15 protein-coding genes are annotated in these 17,368 nt (G+C 69.5%); 9 read left to right on the plus strand and 6 right to left on the minus strand.

The genetic code is table 11. The annotated features are described in order from the left end of the window. Positions 1–74 precede the first annotated feature (74 nt). From CLV67_RS26125 to CLV67_RS26140, 4 genes are all read left to right on the plus strand, one after another. Positions 75–1,535 (plus strand): FAD-linked oxidase C-terminal domain-containing protein, encoded by a 1,461-nt coding sequence (locus CLV67_RS26125; protein ID WP_106322869.1) that lies wholly within the window; start codon positions 75–77, stop codon positions 1,533–1,535. A gap of 63 nt (positions 1,536–1,598) precedes the next feature. Continuing rightward, positions 1,599–2,756 carry an FAD-binding oxidoreductase gene (locus CLV67_RS26130; protein WP_106322871.1) on the plus strand — a complete coding sequence of 386 codons (1,158 nt, stop codon included), beginning with the start codon at positions 1,599–1,601 and terminating at the stop codon, positions 2,754–2,756. Positions 2,757–2,796: 40 nt separating this feature from the next. Beyond that, on the plus strand, positions 2,797–4,245 hold the full coding sequence (locus CLV67_RS26135) for a (Fe-S)-binding protein (RefSeq protein ID WP_106322873.1): 1,449 nt from the start codon (positions 2,797–2,799) through the stop codon (positions 4,243–4,245). 383 nt (positions 4,246–4,628) lie between these two features. Beyond that, positions 4,629–5,717 carry a cellulose binding domain-containing protein gene (locus CLV67_RS26140; RefSeq protein WP_106322875.1) on the plus strand — a complete coding sequence of 363 codons (1,089 nt, stop codon included), beginning with the start codon at positions 4,629–4,631 and terminating at the stop codon, positions 5,715–5,717. Positions 5,718–6,101: 384 nt separating this feature from the next. Here the strand turns inward: CLV67_RS26140 and CLV67_RS26145 are convergent, their stop codons facing one another. After that, entirely contained in the window at positions 6,102–6,428 is a 327-nt protein-coding gene (locus tag CLV67_RS26145) for a putative quinol monooxygenase (protein ID WP_106322877.1), read from the minus strand. Positions 6,429–6,548: 120 nt separating this feature from the next. Continuing rightward, entirely contained in the window at positions 6,549–7,238 is a 690-nt protein-coding gene (locus CLV67_RS26150) for a suppressor of fused domain protein (protein ID WP_106322879.1), read from the minus strand. Positions 7,239–7,451: 213 nt separating this feature from the next. Here CLV67_RS26150 and CLV67_RS26155 point away from each other — a divergent pair, with 213 nt between their 5' ends. From CLV67_RS26155 to CLV67_RS26175, 5 genes are all read left to right on the plus strand, one after another. After that, positions 7,452–7,745, plus strand: coding sequence for a hypothetical protein (locus CLV67_RS26155; protein WP_106322881.1), 294 nt, complete (start codon positions 7,452–7,454; stop codon positions 7,743–7,745). An 8-nt stretch (positions 7,746–7,753) separates the two neighbouring features. Further along, positions 7,754–8,233, plus strand: coding sequence for an SsrA-binding protein SmpB (gene smpB, locus CLV67_RS26160; RefSeq protein WP_106322883.1), 480 nt, complete (start codon positions 7,754–7,756; stop codon positions 8,231–8,233). Between the two features lie 9 nt (positions 8,234–8,242). After that, positions 8,243–9,244 (plus strand): LLM class flavin-dependent oxidoreductase, encoded by a 1,002-nt coding sequence (locus tag CLV67_RS26165; RefSeq protein ID WP_106322885.1) that lies wholly within the window; start codon positions 8,243–8,245, stop codon positions 9,242–9,244. A 289-nt stretch (positions 9,245–9,533) separates the two neighbouring features. Next, positions 9,534–11,777: an RNA polymerase recycling motor ATPase HelR gene (gene helR / locus CLV67_RS26170; protein ID WP_106322886.1), complete on the plus strand. Its 2,244-nt coding sequence runs from the start codon at positions 9,534–9,536 to the stop codon at positions 11,775–11,777. Positions 11,778–11,865: 88 nt separating this feature from the next. Further along, positions 11,866–12,591, plus strand: coding sequence for an alanyl-tRNA editing protein (locus CLV67_RS26175; RefSeq protein WP_106322888.1), 726 nt, complete (start codon positions 11,866–11,868; stop codon positions 12,589–12,591). Positions 12,592–12,676: 85 nt separating this feature from the next. Here CLV67_RS26175 and CLV67_RS26180 read toward each other — a convergent pair whose 3' ends face one another. From CLV67_RS26180 to CLV67_RS26195, 4 genes are all read right to left on the minus strand, one after another. Beyond that, positions 12,677–13,810: a sugar ABC transporter substrate-binding protein gene (locus CLV67_RS26180; RefSeq protein ID WP_106322890.1), complete on the minus strand. Its 1,134-nt coding sequence runs from the start codon at positions 13,808–13,810 to the stop codon at positions 12,677–12,679. Positions 13,811–14,053: 243 nt separating this feature from the next. After that, positions 14,054–14,923 (minus strand): carbohydrate ABC transporter permease, encoded by an 870-nt coding sequence (locus tag CLV67_RS26185; protein ID WP_239166534.1) that lies wholly within the window; start codon positions 14,921–14,923, stop codon positions 14,054–14,056. Next, positions 14,920–15,879 (minus strand): carbohydrate ABC transporter permease, encoded by a 960-nt coding sequence (locus CLV67_RS26190; protein ID WP_106322894.1) that lies wholly within the window; start codon positions 15,877–15,879, stop codon positions 14,920–14,922. The genes CLV67_RS26185 and CLV67_RS26190 overlap by 4 nt, the downstream gene beginning before the upstream one ends. 8 nt (positions 15,880–15,887) lie before the next feature. Further along, complete coding sequence (locus tag CLV67_RS26195) at positions 15,888–17,300, minus strand: ABC transporter substrate-binding protein (RefSeq protein WP_239166533.1); 1,413 nt, start codon at positions 17,298–17,300, stop codon at positions 15,888–15,890. Between the last annotated feature and the right edge of the window lie 68 nt (positions 17,301–17,368).

Raw genomic sequence — 17,368 nt, forward strand, 5'->3', positions numbered from 1 at the left:
CGCGGTTAGCGTGACGCGGGTTGAGGTGACGCGGGTTAAGGTGACGGCAGGGCAGCGCCGCCGAGGAGGTTCCGATGACCGGGATCGATGCCATCGCCGCTCGGCTTCGTGCCGAGCTGGCCCCCGACCAGGTCATCACCGACAGGCAACAGCTGCGGACGTACGAGTGTGACGGCCTCGCCCACTACAAGGTCGTCCCGGCGCTGGTCGTTCTGCCGCGGACCCCTGCCCAGGTCGCCGCGACGGTTCGCGCCTGCGCCGAGGCCCAGGTCCCGTTCGTGGCCCGCGGCTCCGGCACCGGCCTGTCCGGCGGGGCGCTGCCGCACGCCGACGGCGTCCTGATCGTCACCTCCCAGCTGCGCGAGATCCTGTCGCTGAACCCGGCCGACGAACGCGCCGTGGTCCAGCCCGGCGTGATCAACCTGCACGTCACGCACGCCGCCACCGGGCACGGCTACTACTACGCCCCCGACCCGTCGAGTCAGCAGATCTGCTCGATCGGCGGCAACGTCGCCGAGAACTCCGGCGGCGCGCACTGTCTGAAGTACGGCTTCACCACCAATCACGTGACCGGCCTGCAGGTGGTCACACCTGACGGCGACCTGGTCCGGCTCGGCGGGGCGGCGCCGGACACCCCCGGGTACGACCTGCTCGGCGCCTTCGTCGGCTCGGAGGGCACCCTCGGCGTAGCCACCGAGGTGACGGTCAGGCTGACCCGGCTTCCGGAGACCGTGCGCACCCTGCTCGCCGCGTTCCGCAGCACCGACCAGGCGGGCGCCGCCACCTCCGCGATCATCGCGGCCGGGGTGGTGCCGGCCGCGATCGAGATGATGGACGCGCTCTCCATCGAGGCCGCCGAGGCCGCCGTCCACTGCGGCTATCCGGCGGGCGCGGGCGCCGTGCTCATCGTCGAGCTCGACGGTCCGGCCGCCGAGGTGGCGGCACAGTTCGACGAGGTCAGCCGGCTCTGCGACGAGAACGGCGCGTTCGAGACCCGCGTCGCGGCCGACGACACCGAACGGCAGCTGATCTGGCGGGGCCGCAAGTCGGCGTTCGCCGCGGTCGGCCGGATCAGTCCCGACTACATCGTCCAGGACGGCGTGATCCCCCGGACCGCGCTGCCCGAGGTGCTGCGCCGCATCTCCGCGGTGGCCGGCGAACACGGCGTCCGGGTCGCGAACGTCTTCCACGCCGGCGACGGCAACCTGCACCCACTGGTCCTGTTCGACGACGCCGTACCCGGCGAGGCCGGCCGCGCCGAGACCGTCTCCGGCGCGATCCTCGACCTGTGCATCGAGTACGGCGGCTCGATCACCGGCGAACACGGCGTCGGCGTCGACAAGGCCCGCTACATGCCGCGCATGTTCAGCGACGACGACCTCGACACGATGCAGCTGGTGCGGTGCGCCTTCGACCCTTCCGGCATCGCCAACCCCGGCAAGGTGTTCCCCACGCCTCGCCTGTGCGGCGAACGCCCCGGCCGCCGCCAGGGCGCCCATCCCCTGCACGAGACCGACGTGGCGGAGGTCTTCTGATGGCGCGCCCCCTCAGGGCCGCCGCCGGCCACTTCCCCTTCACCTCGCCGCCGGAGGCAGACCATGAGCGCTCTGGATGATCTCGCCGTCAAGGCCGGCGATGACGACCTGGTCGGCGGGGTGCCCGCCCGCCTCGTCGCGGCTCCCGCGACCACCGCGGAGGCAGCCGCGCTGATCGCGGAGACCCGCGACCTCACCGTGGTGATCCGCGGCGGTGGCTCGAAGATCCATCACGGTCCGCCGCCCCGCGAACTGGACCTGATCATCGACACCCGGCGACTGGCCGGGGTCGTCGAACACGCGGCCGGCGACCTGATCACGGTGGTCCGGGCCGGGACCCCGATGGCCGAGCTGCACCGCCTCCCCGGCCAGCAGCTCGCCCTCGACGCTCCCCCGTCGGCGACGGCGGGCGGCACGGTCGCGGCGAACGGCAGCGGTCCGCGCCGGCTGCGGTACGGCACCGCCCGCGACCTGCTCATCGGCATCACGGTCGTCCGGCCCGACGGCCGGATCACCAAGGCCGGCGGCAAGGTGGTCAAGAACGTCGCCGGTTACGACCTGGGCAAGCTCTACACCGGATCGCAAGGCACGCTCGGGCTGATCACCGAATGCGTGTTCCGGTTGCATCCGGTTCCCTTGACCACCTCTTTCGTACGGGCCGTCGCACCACCCACCCGAGCCGCGGACGTCCTGGCCGGCCAGTTCGCGGCGAGCGCTCTCGAGATCAACGCCGTCCCCGGCGGCGACCCGGAGATCGCGGTCCTCCTGGAGGGCACCGAAGCGGGGGTCCGTGACCGGGCCGGTGCCCTGGCCAGGCTGCTCGACGGCGAGGTCACCGACGTGGCTCCGTCCTGGTGGGACACCCCACCGTGGCCGGACGGCGGCCTCGGCCTGAAGCTGACGTCCGTCCTGTCCGCCGTCCCCACCCTGGTCGCCGCCGCCGTCGAAGCGGGCCTGACCATCCGCGGCTCGGCCGGAACAGGAGTGCTCTACGCCGGGTGTCCCGGGCCGGCGGGCGACGCCACCCGGCTCGTGAGCCTGCTCCGGGCCGCGGCGACCGCGGGCGGCGGCCATGCGGTGGTGCTGACCGCGCCGGAGCCGGTCCGGGACGGGATCGACATGTGGGGGCACGTGCCCGGCCTCGAGCTGATGCGCCGAGTGAAGGACCAGTTCGATCCGGACCACCGCTTCGCACCGGGGCGTTTCGTGGGCGGCATCTGAGTGAACGGCACGGGTGGACTTCGACCGGGAGGTTTCCGCAATGGCTGACATCGACGCCACCCATGGCACCGGCACCCCGCCCGACGATGCGGTGCCTGCTGGTGGGGTGCCGGCTGGTGGGGTGCCGGCTGGTGGGGTGCCGGTTGATGCGCTCCGGGCGGCCGAGAACGGGGCCACGTCACCCGCGGGGCCGCCCGCGTTCGACGGTGACCACCCGCCGAGCGCCGACCTGGTGTCCGATTGTGTTCACTGCGGATTCTGTCTGACCACCTGCCCCACGTACGTGCTGTGGGGCGAGGAGATGGACTCGCCCCGCGGCCGCATCCACCTGATCGGGCAGGGACTGTCCGGTGAGCCGCTGAGCGACTCGATGGTCACCCACTTCGACCGCTGCCTGGGCTGCATGGCGTGCGTGACGGCGTGCCCGTCCGGCGTCCGCTACGACCGGCTGATCGAGGACACCCGCGCCCAGGTGGAGCGCCGTCATCCGCGCGGCCCGCGGGATCGGGCCCTGCGGGCGGCGATCTTCGCGCTCTTCCCGTACCCGAGGAGGCTCCGGCTTCTGCGGGGACCGCTCCGGGCGTACCGCATGACGGGTCTGAAGAACCTGATGGACCGCAGCGGCCTGCTGAACCGCCTCGCGCCGACCCTCGCCACCCTGGATTCCCTCGCGCCGCGGCTGCGTTCCGTGCCGAAGCCGCCGGCGCGAGTGCACGCCCGCGGTGATCGGCGCGCCCTGGTCGGCATGCTGACCGGTTGTGTTCAGTCGGCGTTCTTTCCGGACGTCAATTCGGCGACGGTACGCATCCTCGCGGCCGAGGGCTGTGAGGTGCTGATCCCGCCGAGCCAGGGCTGCTGCGGCGCGCTGAGCGTGCACAACGGGCGCCGGGCCGAGGCGCAGCGGTTCGCCCGGAACCTGATCGACACGTTCGAACGCACCGGCATGGACTATTTCGTGGTCAACGCGGCCGGTTGCGGCTCGTCGCTGAAGGAGTACGACGAGCTGCTAGCCGACGATCCCCGCTACGCCGAACGCGCCGCCACGTTCACCGCGAAAGTCCGTGACCTGTCCGAACTGCTCGTCGAGCTGGGCCCGGTGGCCCGCCGCCATCCGCTGCCGATGACGGTCGCCTACCACGACGCCTGCCATCTCGGGCACGCGCAGGGTGTCCGCGCTCAGCCACGAGCCCTGCTCGCCGGCATCCCGGATCTCACGGTCCGTCCGATCCGGGAGGCGGAGATCTGCTGCGGCTCCGCCGGGGTGTGGAACGTCCTGAACCCGGCTCCGGCGGCCGAACTCGGTGACCGCAAGGCGAAGGCCGTCCTGGACACCGGCGCGGAACTGCTGGTGACCGCCAATCCGGGCTGCCTCATGCAGGTCGCCGCCGGGATCCGCCGCCAGGGCGGGTCGATCGCTCTGGCGCACACCGCTCAGGTCCTCGACGCCTCGATCCGCAACCTGGGCACGGAAGCTCTGCTCGAATCCTGACCAGGGCTCGAATCCTGAGCAGGGCCCGAATCCTGACCAGGGCCCGAATCCTGAGAGCCAGCGCCCTGACCAGCCGGAACGTGGGGAGCCCGGTCCCGTAGTACCCGAGTCTCCCCACGCTCTCCCGGCCGGCGACCGATCCGGAATGGCCGCGCCCCCGCGCAGCCGATTCCGTTCCACCACGGCCGCTGACCCATGCGGCACCCATCCCATCGCGCCGCACGTCTCGCCCAGCACCAGCGCCTCTCCCGGGCGGCGACGAATCGACGGGTGACCATTCTCAGAACTCCATTCTCTCGCGTCCCATAGATGTGCGTTAATTGGGAGCGCTCCCAGCGTGCTCTGTCCCCGCACGCCCGTCAAGCACATCCCCGGAGGCAACCGTGCAAAGACGAAAATGGACTGTCCTCGGCATCGTCACCGCGCTGCTCTCGTTCGGCGCGGTCGCCCTCGCGACCAGCGCCAACGCCGCCGCAGGCTGCTCGGTGAAGTACACCGTCAGCAGTCAGTGGCCCGGCGGCTTCGGCGCGGCCGTCGACGTCACCAACCTCGGCGACCCGCTCCCCGACTGGTCGTTGGTGTTCACGTTCCCCGCCGGACAGACGATCACGCAGCTATGGAACGGCGCGGCGACCCAGTCCGGCTCGACCGTGACGGTCCGCAACGCCGCCTGGAACGGGTCGCTGGCCACCGGCGGCAAGGCGTCGTTCGGCTTCAACGGCTCGTGGACCGGCAGCAACCCCGTACCCGCCGCGTTCACGCTCAACGGCGCCGCCTGCACCGGCGGCGTCGTCCCCAGCACATCACCCAGCACACCGCCCAGCGGGTCGCCGTCACCGTCGCCGAGCACCAGCACCGGCACCGGCTCCAAGACGCGGATCATGGCACTGGGCGACTCGATCACCGGTTCACCGGGCTGCTGGCGCGCGCTGCTCTGGCAGCAGCTTCCGGCCGCCGAGGTCGACTTCGTCGGCACGCTGCCCGGTGACGGCTGCGGCTTCCCCTACGACGGCGAGCACGACGGTCACGGCGGTTACCTGGTGACCAACGTGGCCGGCCAGAACATGCTCCCGGCCTGGCTCAACGTGGCCGACCCGGACGTGGTCCTGATGCACTTCGGCACCAACGACGCGTGGAGCAACATCCCGGCCACCACGATCCTCAACGCCTACACCACCCTGATCGGCCAGATGCGCGCCAAGAACCCGCAGGTCAAGGTGATCGTCGCGCAGATCATCCCGCTGAACCCGTCCACCTGCACCGACTGCGGCCAGCGCGTGGTCACCCTGAACGCCGCGATCCCGGCCTGGGCCGCGTCACTCAGCACCGCCGCGTCCCCGGTCACCGTGGTCGACCAGTGGACCGGCTTCAACACCACCACCGACACCTACGACGGCGTGCACCCCAACGACGCCGGCAATGTGAAGATCGCCGCCCGCTGGCTGCCCGCCGTCCAGGCCGCCCTCGACTGACCGCCCGCACCTGACCACCCGCACCTGACCGCCCGCACCTGACCGCTCTGCGTGATGGCGTACGACCCGGCTGTCGCGCACCGCTGCCTCAACACACCCCGAGACAGCGGTGCGCGACAACTGGAGAGTCGGCGGCTGGACGAGAATGGGAGGTGTGGCGACCGACAAGTTCGGTGAGCTGTGGCGGGGCGAGACCTTCGAGGATCTCGCCGAACTCGTTCGCGAATACGAGGCCGGCGGCTACCGCCCGGACGCGAGCCGACGGACACGCGCCGATCGGGTTCGACCGGCGAGTGTCCGGCCCGGCCCGGCCCGACCCGGTCCGGTCCGACCCGGTCCGGGCGCGGGGTCGGTCACGGGCGGGCGGCGGCAGCGACGAGCCGGTCAGCGGTCGACGGCCATCTCACCGAGTTCGGACCAGCCGGACTGGTCGATCGACTGGCTGATGATCTTCGGGGTGGCGACCAGGTACTGCGGCAACTCCTGCTGAGCCTGTTTGAAGTGGTCCGATCCGACGTGTGCCCCACCCGCCTCGCCGTCGCGGAACGCTTCGACCAGGACGTACTCCGCCGGGTTGTCGAGGCTGCGGGACCAGTCGAACCAGAGGCAGCCGGGTTCGGCGCGCGTCGCCTCGGTGAACGGGCCGGCGATACGCGGCCAGTCCTCCGCGTGCTCCGGCTTGATCAGGAATTTCGCGGTAATGAAGATCATCGCGCCTCCTCCGGGTGCCGTCGCCCTATCGAACCACGGCCTACCGGACCACGGCCCTATCGAGTCATGGCCCCTATCGAGTCAAGGCCCCTATCGAGTCACGGCCTACCGAATCACGGCCTATCGAATCACGGCGAAGGACGGCCGCGCCGGGTCGAGCAGTTCGGTCACCCGCCCGCGGTCGAGGATCTCGATCAGCGCGTCGGTGCCCCTCTCGATCTTCACGGCGACCTCGTCCGGGTGCAGCGGGATCACCGCGAGCACGTTGATCTCCGTACCGTCGGGAGCCGTGATGATCCGGGCCTCGGCGGGCACCCGCAGCATCGGTGTGATGACGGCCCCGGCGAACGGCGTGCCCGGCGCGTACGGCTCGGCCGGGTCCCCGTTCGGCAGCGAGTGCCATTCGCCGATCCACGTGCCGTACTCGTGCGGCAGCCGCGCCACCTGCTTGAGCACCGTGATCGGCCAGTCGACGCCGGGGTTGCGGGGGTAGAACTCCTCGAGCGGCCAGTCGGCGGGCAGGCAGAGCATGACCTCGGCGTACGGGCTGATGCCCTCCGGCACCGTCATCGGCAGTTCGCTCATCCCGGAGGTGATCAGCGTCCGGAAGGGCCGCGCCTCCGTCGGCTCGATGACGTAGACGTGCACGCTGACCAGGTGGGAGCCGAACTCGTGGTAGACGAAGTCGACGGGTCCGAAGAACTGCTCGATGTGCCGGTCGATCGCCTCGGCGATCCCCTCGCGCTGACCCTCCGCCGCCACGAAACCGTCGTGCAGAGGTTGATGTCGCAGCACCCCGTCGCCACTCATGACGCGGGAGCCTACGCCGGCGTGATGGCGGAGCCGAAGACGAGCCGGCTCGGCTCTCACCGGACGGGCAGGTCGTGCCTCTATCCGAAGCGACTCGCCGACGTCTGCCAACCCGTGCTGAAAGACCTGGTGACTCGGGGGTTTCGGCATCTCGGCGGACTTACGGTCATCTCCGAACCGCAATAGGTCGAATCGGGCGGCATAATCACCGGCGTGGACAACTGGGAATACGCGCGGCTCGAATACCGCGCGGCGGGCACGCTCGGCGCCGACCGCTTCATGGACTGGACCGCGACGTTTCATCACCCCGGCGGCGTGCTGCGCTGGGGCACCGATGAGCGCTTCGACGACCTGCGGCATCTGAACCGGGCCGGGCAGGCCGGCTGGCAGGCCTACGACCGGGCCGTCATCCATGTGAAGGACGAGCCGCATCGGCTGAGCAGCGTGACGTACTCGATGCGCCGCACGATCCCCGCCGATCTGAACGACCTGGATCCAGAAGCCTAGGGGGTGACATGCCCAGAGAGACGGGCGTCAAGCTGATCGCGTCGAACAAGAAGGCGCGGCACGACTACGCGATCCTGAAGACCTATGAGGCGGGTCTCGTGCTGGCCGGCACCGAGGTGAAGTCGCTGCGGCTGGGCCGGGCCTCGCTGGTGGACACGTTCGCGCAGGAGCACGAGGGCGAGATCATGCTCTACGGGCTGCACATCGCGGAGTACGGGTTCGGCTCGTGGACGAACCACGCCCCGCGCCGCACCCGCAAGCTGCTGCTGCACAAGGTCGAGATCGTCAAGATCCTCAACCAGCTGCGGGACGGCTCGGGTCTGACGCTCGTGCCGCTGTCGCTGTACTTCAAGGACGGTTGGGCCAAGATCGAGCTCGGCTTGGCCAGGGGCCTCAAATCGTACGATAAAAGGCAAGTGATGGCCGAGCGCGATGCCAAGAAGGAGATCGCCAAGGAGATGGGCCGGCGCCTGAAAGGCCGCCGCTAAGATCGGGCCGTGGAATTCGGGCTCGACACGTTCGGTGACGTCAACGGCAAGCCGTATGCGGAGGTGATCCGGGACGTCGTCGAGCAGGGTGTGCTCGCCGACCGGCTCGGCCTCGACTTCTTCGGCGTCGGCGAGCATCACCGCGACGACTACGCGATCAGCTCACCGGAGATCGTGCTGGCGGCGATCGCCGCGCGCACCGAGCGGATCCGGCTCGGCACGGCGGTCACGGTCTTGAGTTCCGATGATCCGGTACGGGTCTTCGAGCGCTTCGCCACACTCGACGCCGTCTCCCGCGGCCGGGCCGAGATCATTCTCGGCCGCGGCTCGTTCACCGAGTCGTTCCCGCTGTTCGGATACGACCTGGCCGACTACGAGCGCCTGTTCGCCGAGAAGCTGGACCTGATGTCCGAGCTGCTGTCCGAGGGCCCGGTCACGTGGGAGGGCTCGATCCGCCCGCCGCTGCGCGACCAGCAGGTCTACCCGAAGACCGAGTCCGGCGGCATCCGCACGTGGATCGGCGTGGGCGGCAGCCCCGAGTCGGTGGTCCGCGCCGCCCAGTACGGCCTGCCGCTGGTGCTGGCGATCATCGGCGGCGCCCCGGCCCGGTTCGCCCCGTACACCGAGCTGTACCGTCGCGCGCTCAAGGAGCTCGACCAGCAGCCGCAGCCGATCGGCGTCCACTGCCCCGGCTTCGTGGCCGAGACCGATCAGCAGGCCGTCGACATCCTGTGGCCGCACGCCCGCCGCAACCTGGACCGCATCGGCCGCGAGCGGGGCTGGCCGCCCGCCACCCGTGCCCGCTTCGAAGCCGACGTCACCGACGGCGCCTGGCACGTCGGCTCCCCCGAGACGGTCGCCCAGAAGATCGCCGCGACCGTCAAGGCGCTGGAGATCGACCGCTTCGACCTGAAGTACTCGCACGGCCCGCTCCCGGCCGAGCACCTGACGACCTGCATCGAGTTGTACGCCACGAAGGTCGTCCCCCGGGTCCGCGAGCTCCTAGCCTGACCGGCGTCGATTGTCCGGCTGTGCCGTGTGGCCGCTGCTGCGGTCGGGGCGGATCGCGTGGGCGCGCTCGGGGGCGGTCGGTGTTGTACCGCCGGACGCCCCTGGGTGACGCGCTCCCAGAGGGCGGCGCCATCGAGCCCGGGCAATAAAAAGGGCGGATCGGGAACTACTTCCCTCCGCCACTTCTAAGCTATAGCACGACCCGGGGCTTGCCGCAAGACCCCATTCCCGGCGCAGAATCATCGCTCGAACCCATCCGGGTGTCCGAGATCTGCGGAACGGGGAAACCTTGAACCTGCCCATCACCAGCGTTTTCGATCTTCCCGAGCGGCTCGCCGCCAAGGCTGATCCCGCGTTGATCGCCGCGGACGACGAACACTTCACGACCATCGCCGGGAGCCTTGAACGGTCGATCGCCGACCTGACCGCCAGCCTCGACGCCGAGCGGCGGGCGCCGGCCGGCAGGGGCCGCCAGGCGGTGGACCGGGACGACGCGGTCCGCCGGCTGAGCTCACGGCTGCGTGCGCTGCGCCGGTACAGCCTCGATCTGTGCCTGGGCCGCATGGTCTACACGGACGGCCGCACCGTGTACGTGGGCCGGCTGGGTCTGACCGGCAATGGCGTGACGGGTGGCGGCGTGACCGGTGGCGGCGTGACCGGTGATGGCGTGACCGGTGACGGCGTGACCGGTGACGGCGTGACCGGTCATGAGGGCGACCGTCTGCTGGTCGACTGGCGCTCACCGGCTGCGGAGCCGTTCTTCGGCGCCACTCACGCCAACCCGATGGGTCTGGTGAGCCGCCGCCGTTACCGATGGGCGGACGGCCGGGTCACCGACTACTGGGACGAGGTGTTCAGTGAGGCCGGCATCGAGGCGCGCGGTAAAGCGGCGCTCGACGACCAGTCGGCATTCATCGCGAGCCTGGGCAGCAGCCGGTCGCCGCGGATGCGGGACGTGCTCGGCACCATCCAGGCCGACCAGGACGCGATCATCCGGGCCGGGTCGGCCGGGGTACTGGTGGTCGACGGCGGACCCGGCACCGGCAAGACGGTGGTGGCGCTGCACCGCACGGCGTACCTGCGCTATTCCGACCCCCGGCTGGGCCGGGGCCGCGGCGGCGTGCTGTTCGTCGGGCCGCACGAGCCCTATCTGGCGTACGTGGCCGACGTACTACCGAATCTCGGTGAGGACGACGTGCAGACCTGCACGGTGCGCGACCTCGTTCCGGAGGGCGCCGCCGCGGCCCACGAGACCGACCCCGAGGTGGCACGGCTCAAGTCGTCGGCCGAGCTGGTCCGGGCGATGGAGACGGCGGTGCGGTTCTACGAGGAGCCCCCGGCCAACGGCATGACGATCGACACCGACGAGGGGGACGTACGGGTGACCGCGCGCGACTGGGCGGCGGCGTTCGAGGCCCCGGACCCCGGCACTCCTCACAACGAGGCCCGCGACCAGATCTGGGAGGAACTGCTCGCCATTCTCGCCGAGCGGTCCGGCGTCAGCGAGTCCGAACTGGGCCGGAGCTCCGAGCTGCGTACCGCCCTGAATCGGTCCTGGCCCCTGCTCGAGGCTGCCGACCTGGTCGCCGACCTCTGGTCGGTGCCCGCCTACCTCCGCAGATGCGCGCCCTGGCTGAGTATCGACGACATCCGGCGGCTGCAGCGGCCCTACCCGCGGGCCTGGACCGTGTCCGACCTGCCCCTGCTGGACGCGCTGCGGCAGCGGCTCGGTGATTCGTCGGCGTCCGAACGGCGGCGCCGGGAGCGGGCGGCCGTCGTGGCCGGCCGGCGGGAGATGGACCGGGTCGTCGACGACCTGATCGCCTCCAACGAGTACGACGACGGTGAGGGCCTGATGACGATGCTGCGCCAGCAGGACCTGCGGGAGGTGCTCGCCGAGGGCAGCGCGCTCGCCTCCGCCGACCCGGACCTGCTGGCGGGGCCGTTCGCGCACGTGGTGGTGGACGAGGCACAGGAGTTGACCGATGCGGAGTGGCAGATGCTGCTGTCACGCTGCCCGTCGCGCAGCCTGACCGTGGTCGGAGATCGCGCTCAGGCCCGGCACGGGTTCAGCGAGTCCTGGCAGGAGCGCCTGGAACGGGTCGGACTGGACCGGATCACACTGTCCCGGCTGACCGTGAACTATCGGACGCCCGAAGAGGTCATGGCGGCGGCCGAGCCGGTCATCCGGGCCGCGCTGCCGGACGCCAACGTGCCGGTGTCGATCCGCAGCAGCGGTATCCCGGTGCACCACGGCTCGGTCGCGGAGCTGGACACGATCCTGGAGTCGTGGCTGGCCACCCATGCCGAGGGCACCGCCTGTGTGATCAGCGATGGTTCGGTCCCGGTCCCGGCGCGGGACCGGGTGCGGTCGCTGACGCCGTCGCTGGCCAAGGGGCTCGAGTTCGACCTCGTGGCGCTGATCGACCCGGACTCGTTCGGGGACGGCGTCGAGGGCGCCGTCGACCGGTACGTGGCGATGACACGGGCGACGAGCCGCCTCGTGGTCCTGAGCAGTGCAACTCAGTCCTGAGCAGTGCAACTCAGTCCTGAGCAGTGCAACTCAGTCCTGAGCTGTTCAATGCCGAGCGGTTCGGGTCACCGGGGTTAGAGTTCGGTTCGTGACGGAACGCCTGGACTGGATCGACCCGACCGTTCGTGAATGGGACTGCACCGTGGTGTGGTCCGATCCGGGCGATCCGGAGGCGGGCATCGTGCTCGACCGGTCCGCCTTCTACCCGGGTGGCGGCGGGCAGCCGCCGGACCACGGAGTCCTGCTCTGGGAGGGCGTGCGCACCCGCATCGTCGACACCCGCAAGGGCGACGAGCACTACCTGATCCCGGCGCCGGGCGATCCGGTGCCGGCGGCCGGGACGACGGTGCGGGGCGCGCTCGACGACGACCGGCGGAACAGTTTGATGCGTACCCACTCGGGTCTGCATATTCTCTGTGGCACCGTGTTCCGTGACTTCGGCGCACTGGTGACCGGCGGAAACATGCAGCCGGGCGAAGCCCGGATGGACTTCAACCTGCCCGAGGTGCCGCCCGGCTTCAAGGTGGCGCTGGAGGAGGCGGTCAACGCGGAGATCGCCGCGGACCGCAAGATCGTGGCCCGGGTGCTACCGCGCGCCGAGGCGCTGGAGATCCCCACGTTGGTGCGCACCCAGGACGCGCTGCCGCCGCTGGACCAGCCGGAGATCCGGGTGATCGACATCGTGGGCCTGGACGTGCAGGCCGACGGCGGCACCCACGTGGCTTCGACCGCGCAGGTCGGCCGGGTCGAGGTCGTCAAGGTGGAGAGCAAGGGCCGGCAGAACCGCCGGGTCCGCATCAGGATCGCGGACTGAGGCGGGCCTGCCGGCCCCTGCTCACTACTGCTTGAATCCAGTGCTGCTTGAATCCGGTGCTGCTTGAATCCAGTGCTGCTTGACGTCAGTCGATGACGCCGGCGGTCTTGCAGGCGCGCTTGAACTTCGCGTTGCAGAGGGTGTTGACGTCGACGAACTTGGCGTCCACGACCGTCTTGATGTTGTTGATCGTGATCGCCTTCGGCTCCAGCTTCTTGAACGGGACGTAGGCGCCGGACTCCGGGTCCTTCAGCTTGTCCAGAGCCGGCGGCTTCTTGCCCTGGAACAGAGCGACGGCCAGCTCAGCGGCGGCGTCCGCCTCGAGCTTCACGTCCTTGAACACCGTCATGCACTGGTCGCCGGCGAGGATGTTCTGCAGGCCCTCGACGGTCGCGTCCTGACCCGTGACCTGGACCTTGCCGTTGAGCTTCTTCTCCCGCAGCACCTCGATGGCCGCGTTGCCGAGACCGTCGTTGGCGGCCAGCACGCCGTCCAGGTTCGGGTACTGCTTGAGCATCAGCGAGAAGATCTCGCGGCCCGTGTCGTTGTCCCACTCGGCCACGAACTGGTCGGGGCCCTTCTGGAGCTGGCCGTCGTTGAACATCTGGTTCAGCACGCCGTCGTAGCCCTCCTTGAACAGGAAGGCGTTGTTGTCGGTGGGCGAGCCGTTGAGTGAGGCGACGACCGGGTTGGCGACGTTCTTGGCGTCCAGGCACTTCTTGAGCTCGGTCGCCTGCAGGAAGCCGACCCTCTCGTTGTCGAAGCTGACGTAATAGTCGGCGCCGCCGTTGAGGGTCAGCCGGTCGTAGTCGATGACCGGGACGTTGCGGCTGCGTGCGTCCTGGATGACGGCCTTGCCGCTGGCCGCGTCCAGGTTGGCGATGACGAGCACCTTGGCGCCCTTGTCGAGCAGGGTGTCGGCGAGCTTCTTGAACTCTTCCTTGTCGCCTTCGGCGTTGACGATCTCGGCCTTGACGTTGGCCTTCTCGAAAGCCGCCTGCAGGAAGGTGGGGTCGGATGTGCTCCACCGCGCAGAACTCTTGGTGTCGGGCAGGATCACACCGATACCGACGTCACCGGAGATGGTCTCGCTCCCACCGTTCGAAGTCCTCGCGCTGTCGCTGCCGGTGTCACCGGTGTCGCCCCCGTCATCACAGCCTGTGAGCGTGGCAGTCGTCAGCAGGCCGGCGGCGACCAGGGCGAGCAAAGACTTGCGCATGCGATCTGTGTCCTCTCAGGGTTTCCCGAGGTGCGGTGGGCGCTGGGAACGGTCCGCCAAAGTATCGGTCAGCGCACAACGTGATCATCATCGGGTGGGGGCCGGAGAACAAGATTATTCATCTCTACAGGCCGACTGCCAACAATCACTCTGGGTATTTGTGAACTTTGCTCAGAGCTACGACGTTACTGTCCGATCATCCCGTCTCCACCGTCCGATCACCGGCGTCCCGTACCTGCCCGGTCATCCCTTGTCGGCACCGGCCGTAAGGCCCTCGGTCAACAGCCGTTCGGCCGCAAAGAACAGGATCACAATCGGCAGGGTGAGCACCACGGAACCGGCCATCAGGACGGTTTTGCTGACCTCGATGCCGCCGGAGAGCTGCGCCAAGCCGAGCGAGACGGTCCAATCGGCTCGATCTTCCACGAGAAACAGCAACGCGAACAGGAATTCGTTCCAGGCGATCATGAAGACATAGAGGGCGTTCGCCATCACCGCCGGCGCGGCGAGCGGCAGCACCACCTTCCGCAGGGTCTGCAGGCGGCTGTAGCCGTCGACCGCGGCGGCCTCCTCCAGACTCTCCGGGATCGTGGTGAGGTAGTTGCGCAGCATGTAGATCGAGACCGGCACGGTCTGCGCGATGTACACCAGGGTCAGACCGGCCAGCGAGCCCCGCAGTCCGAGCCGGGTGAACAGCACGAACAGCGGGATCGCGAGCAGGATCGACGGGAACAGATAGACCGCCAGGAACAGGAAATGCACCTGGCGGCGCCCGAAGAAACGCAATCGCGCCACCGCGTACGCCCCGGGAATCGACACCAGCAGGGTGAAGGCCGTCGCCGCCACCGACACGATCGCCGAGTTCGTCAGGAAACGCAGGAAGCCCTGCCCGCCGTCCTCGGCCGGGTCGAGCACCTCGCGATAGGTCCGCAGGGTCCACTCTGACGGATCGATCCACAGCCGGCCCGGATTCTGGAGCAGGTCCTCGATGGGGCGCACCGACAGCATCAGCATGTACAGGAACGGGAAGAGCGTGATCACCGCGAGCACCGTGATCACGATGGGCCGCAGAACCCGGATGGCGCGGGTCTCGATGCTCGCCCGATCCATCATTCCTCCTCCCTGGGGTCCACCTTGGGTGCCAGAAACCGCAGATAGATGGCGAGCAGCACGACCAGTCCGGCGGCCAGGACGAGCGCCTGCGCGGCCGCGGCACCGATGTCGAAGCGGGCGGTGAGGAACTCGTACACCCGGACGCTGACCACCTCGGTACCGGAGCCGCCGCCGGTCAGCAGATAGACGTCGTCGAACTTGTTGAACGTCATGATGAACCGCAGCACGCTGAGCAGGGCGATCACCGCACCCAGCTGCGGCAGCAGGATGTGCCGGAAGATCTGGGTGGGCGCGGCGCCGTCCACACGCGCGGCCTCCTCCAGATCGGCCGGCACCGCCTGCAGCCGGGCCAGCAGGAACAGGAACGCGAACGGGAAGTACCGCCACGTCTCGAACGCGATCACGGTGAGCAGCGCGTATTCGCTCTGGCTGAGGAAGGCGATCGGACGGTCCCAGTCGAGGAACCGCACACCCCAGTCGTTGACCAGCCCGAACTGCGGGCTGAGCAGCACGTTCCAGACGAACGCCACGGCCACGACCGGAGCCACGTACGGCAGCAGCACCGACGCCCGGACCAGCGTCCGGCCACGGAAACGGCCACGCAGAGCGAGCGCCGCGACCAGCCCGAGCACGATCGAGCCGACGGTCGAGCCGACCGTGTAGACGAGAGTGGTCCACAGCGACGACCAGAACCCCGGTGAGGTCAGTACCGTCTCGAGGTTGGCCAGCGTGTACTCGCCGAAGACCCCGGCCCGGCGCAGATTGATCAGCCGGATCCGCTGGAAGGCCAGCATGACCGTCCAGAGGATCGGCAGCACCACGACGACCAGCACGACCACCAGCGTCGGCGACAGGTAGGCGAGCCCGGCCCGGTTCTCCCGCTGCCGGGCCGTCAGCTGACGTCTCGCTCCCCGGCTCGTTTCCGGGCTCGTTTCCCGGCTCGTCGTCCCGCTCACTGCCCGGCTCACTCCAGGGACTTCTGGATCGCCGCGACGTCCTCGGCGGCACGTTTCGCCGCTCCGGCGGCGTCCATCTCACCGTTCGCCAGACCGTTGATCGCCTCGGGCACCGGCAACTCTCCGAGCGTGGCCCCGACCAGCTCACCCTGCTTCTGCGGGAATCCCCAGCGCTGGAACGTGCCCGGGCTCTCCTGGAGCGCCGTGAGGAACTCCGCCGGGTAGATCTCGGCGAGCGGCTTCTTGGTGTCCACGCCGGCCGGCAGCTTGTTCCAGTCGGCCACACCGGCCCGTACCGGGATCTTGCCCTCCGGTGCGATGCCGAGCCAGTCGGCATACCCCTCGTTCATCATGTACGCCACGAACCGCTGGGCGGCGTCCGAGCGCGGAGTGTCCCGGGTGATGGCCCAGCTGGTGATCTCGCCGTACTGCGCGGGTTGCCCGCCTGCCCCGGAGATCGCGGTGACCACGCCGGTGTTCTTGGCCAGCCACTGCGGGTCGGACCCGCACTGCGGACAGGTCGGCAGGGCGTCGTTGCGGAGCCCGGCCAGCTCGTCCAGCAGGAACGACGACCAGATGACCATGGCCGCCTTGCCGGAGAAGTACGTGGCCCGGGTGGTGTCGACGTCCTGTGCTCCCGGCACCGACCAGTTGCGGACCAGGTCGGCGTAGAGCTGGAACGTCTCCACGCAGGCCGGCGACTGCAGCTGAACGGCCTTGGCGTCGTCGACCAGCTGGCAGCCGTTGCCGAGCGCCAGGTTCTCGAACGTCTGCTGGGTGAAGGCGTCGTTGCCGACCGTCGCGAGAGTGATCCCGGCGACGTCCTTGCTGTTCAGCTTCTGCGCGGCGGCGCGGATCGCGTCGTACGTCTCCGGAATCGCCAGGCCGGCGGCCTGGAACAGGTCCTTGCGGTAGAAGAGCAGCTGAGCCCAGCCGTCCGACGGCACGGCCAGCTGCGCGCCGTCCTGGCTGGTCAGCTCCAGCGCCCGGGCGGAGAACCCGCCGGCGCCGAGCTGATCGACAACGGCCTTGGCGGCGTCGGTGTCGACCAGCTCGTTGGTGTGCATCTGTGCAACCGCGGCCAGGGGCAGCGCGCCGACCACGTCGGGCAGCGTGCCGGCCGCCGCGGCGTTGGTGATCAGGCTGCTGAACTGGTTCTCGTCGGTCGCGACCAGCTTGACCTGGATGCCGGTGGCCGCCGTGAACCGGTCGATGATCTTCTGGCTCGCCTGCACCCGGTCGGTCAGGTTCTCCAGGCTCCAGACCGTGAGGGTCTCGCCCTCCGGATGGCTGTCGGCGTCACCGCCGCATCCGGCCAGCCCGCCTACCAGCAGCAGGGCCGCCGCCGCGGTCATCCACCCCGACTTGTTCCATCCCGACTTGATCCACCCCGACCTCATCCATCCCGACGTCGTCGTCACGAGATGTCACCCCCGGTTCACAGATGGGTTGCATCAATTGGGTTGCATCAATGACGTTAAGTCCGGCC

It is taken from the genome of Actinoplanes italicus, from assembly GCF_003001815.1.
Classification (GTDB): Bacteria; Actinomycetota; Actinomycetes; order Mycobacteriales; family Micromonosporaceae; genus Actinoplanes; species Actinoplanes italicus.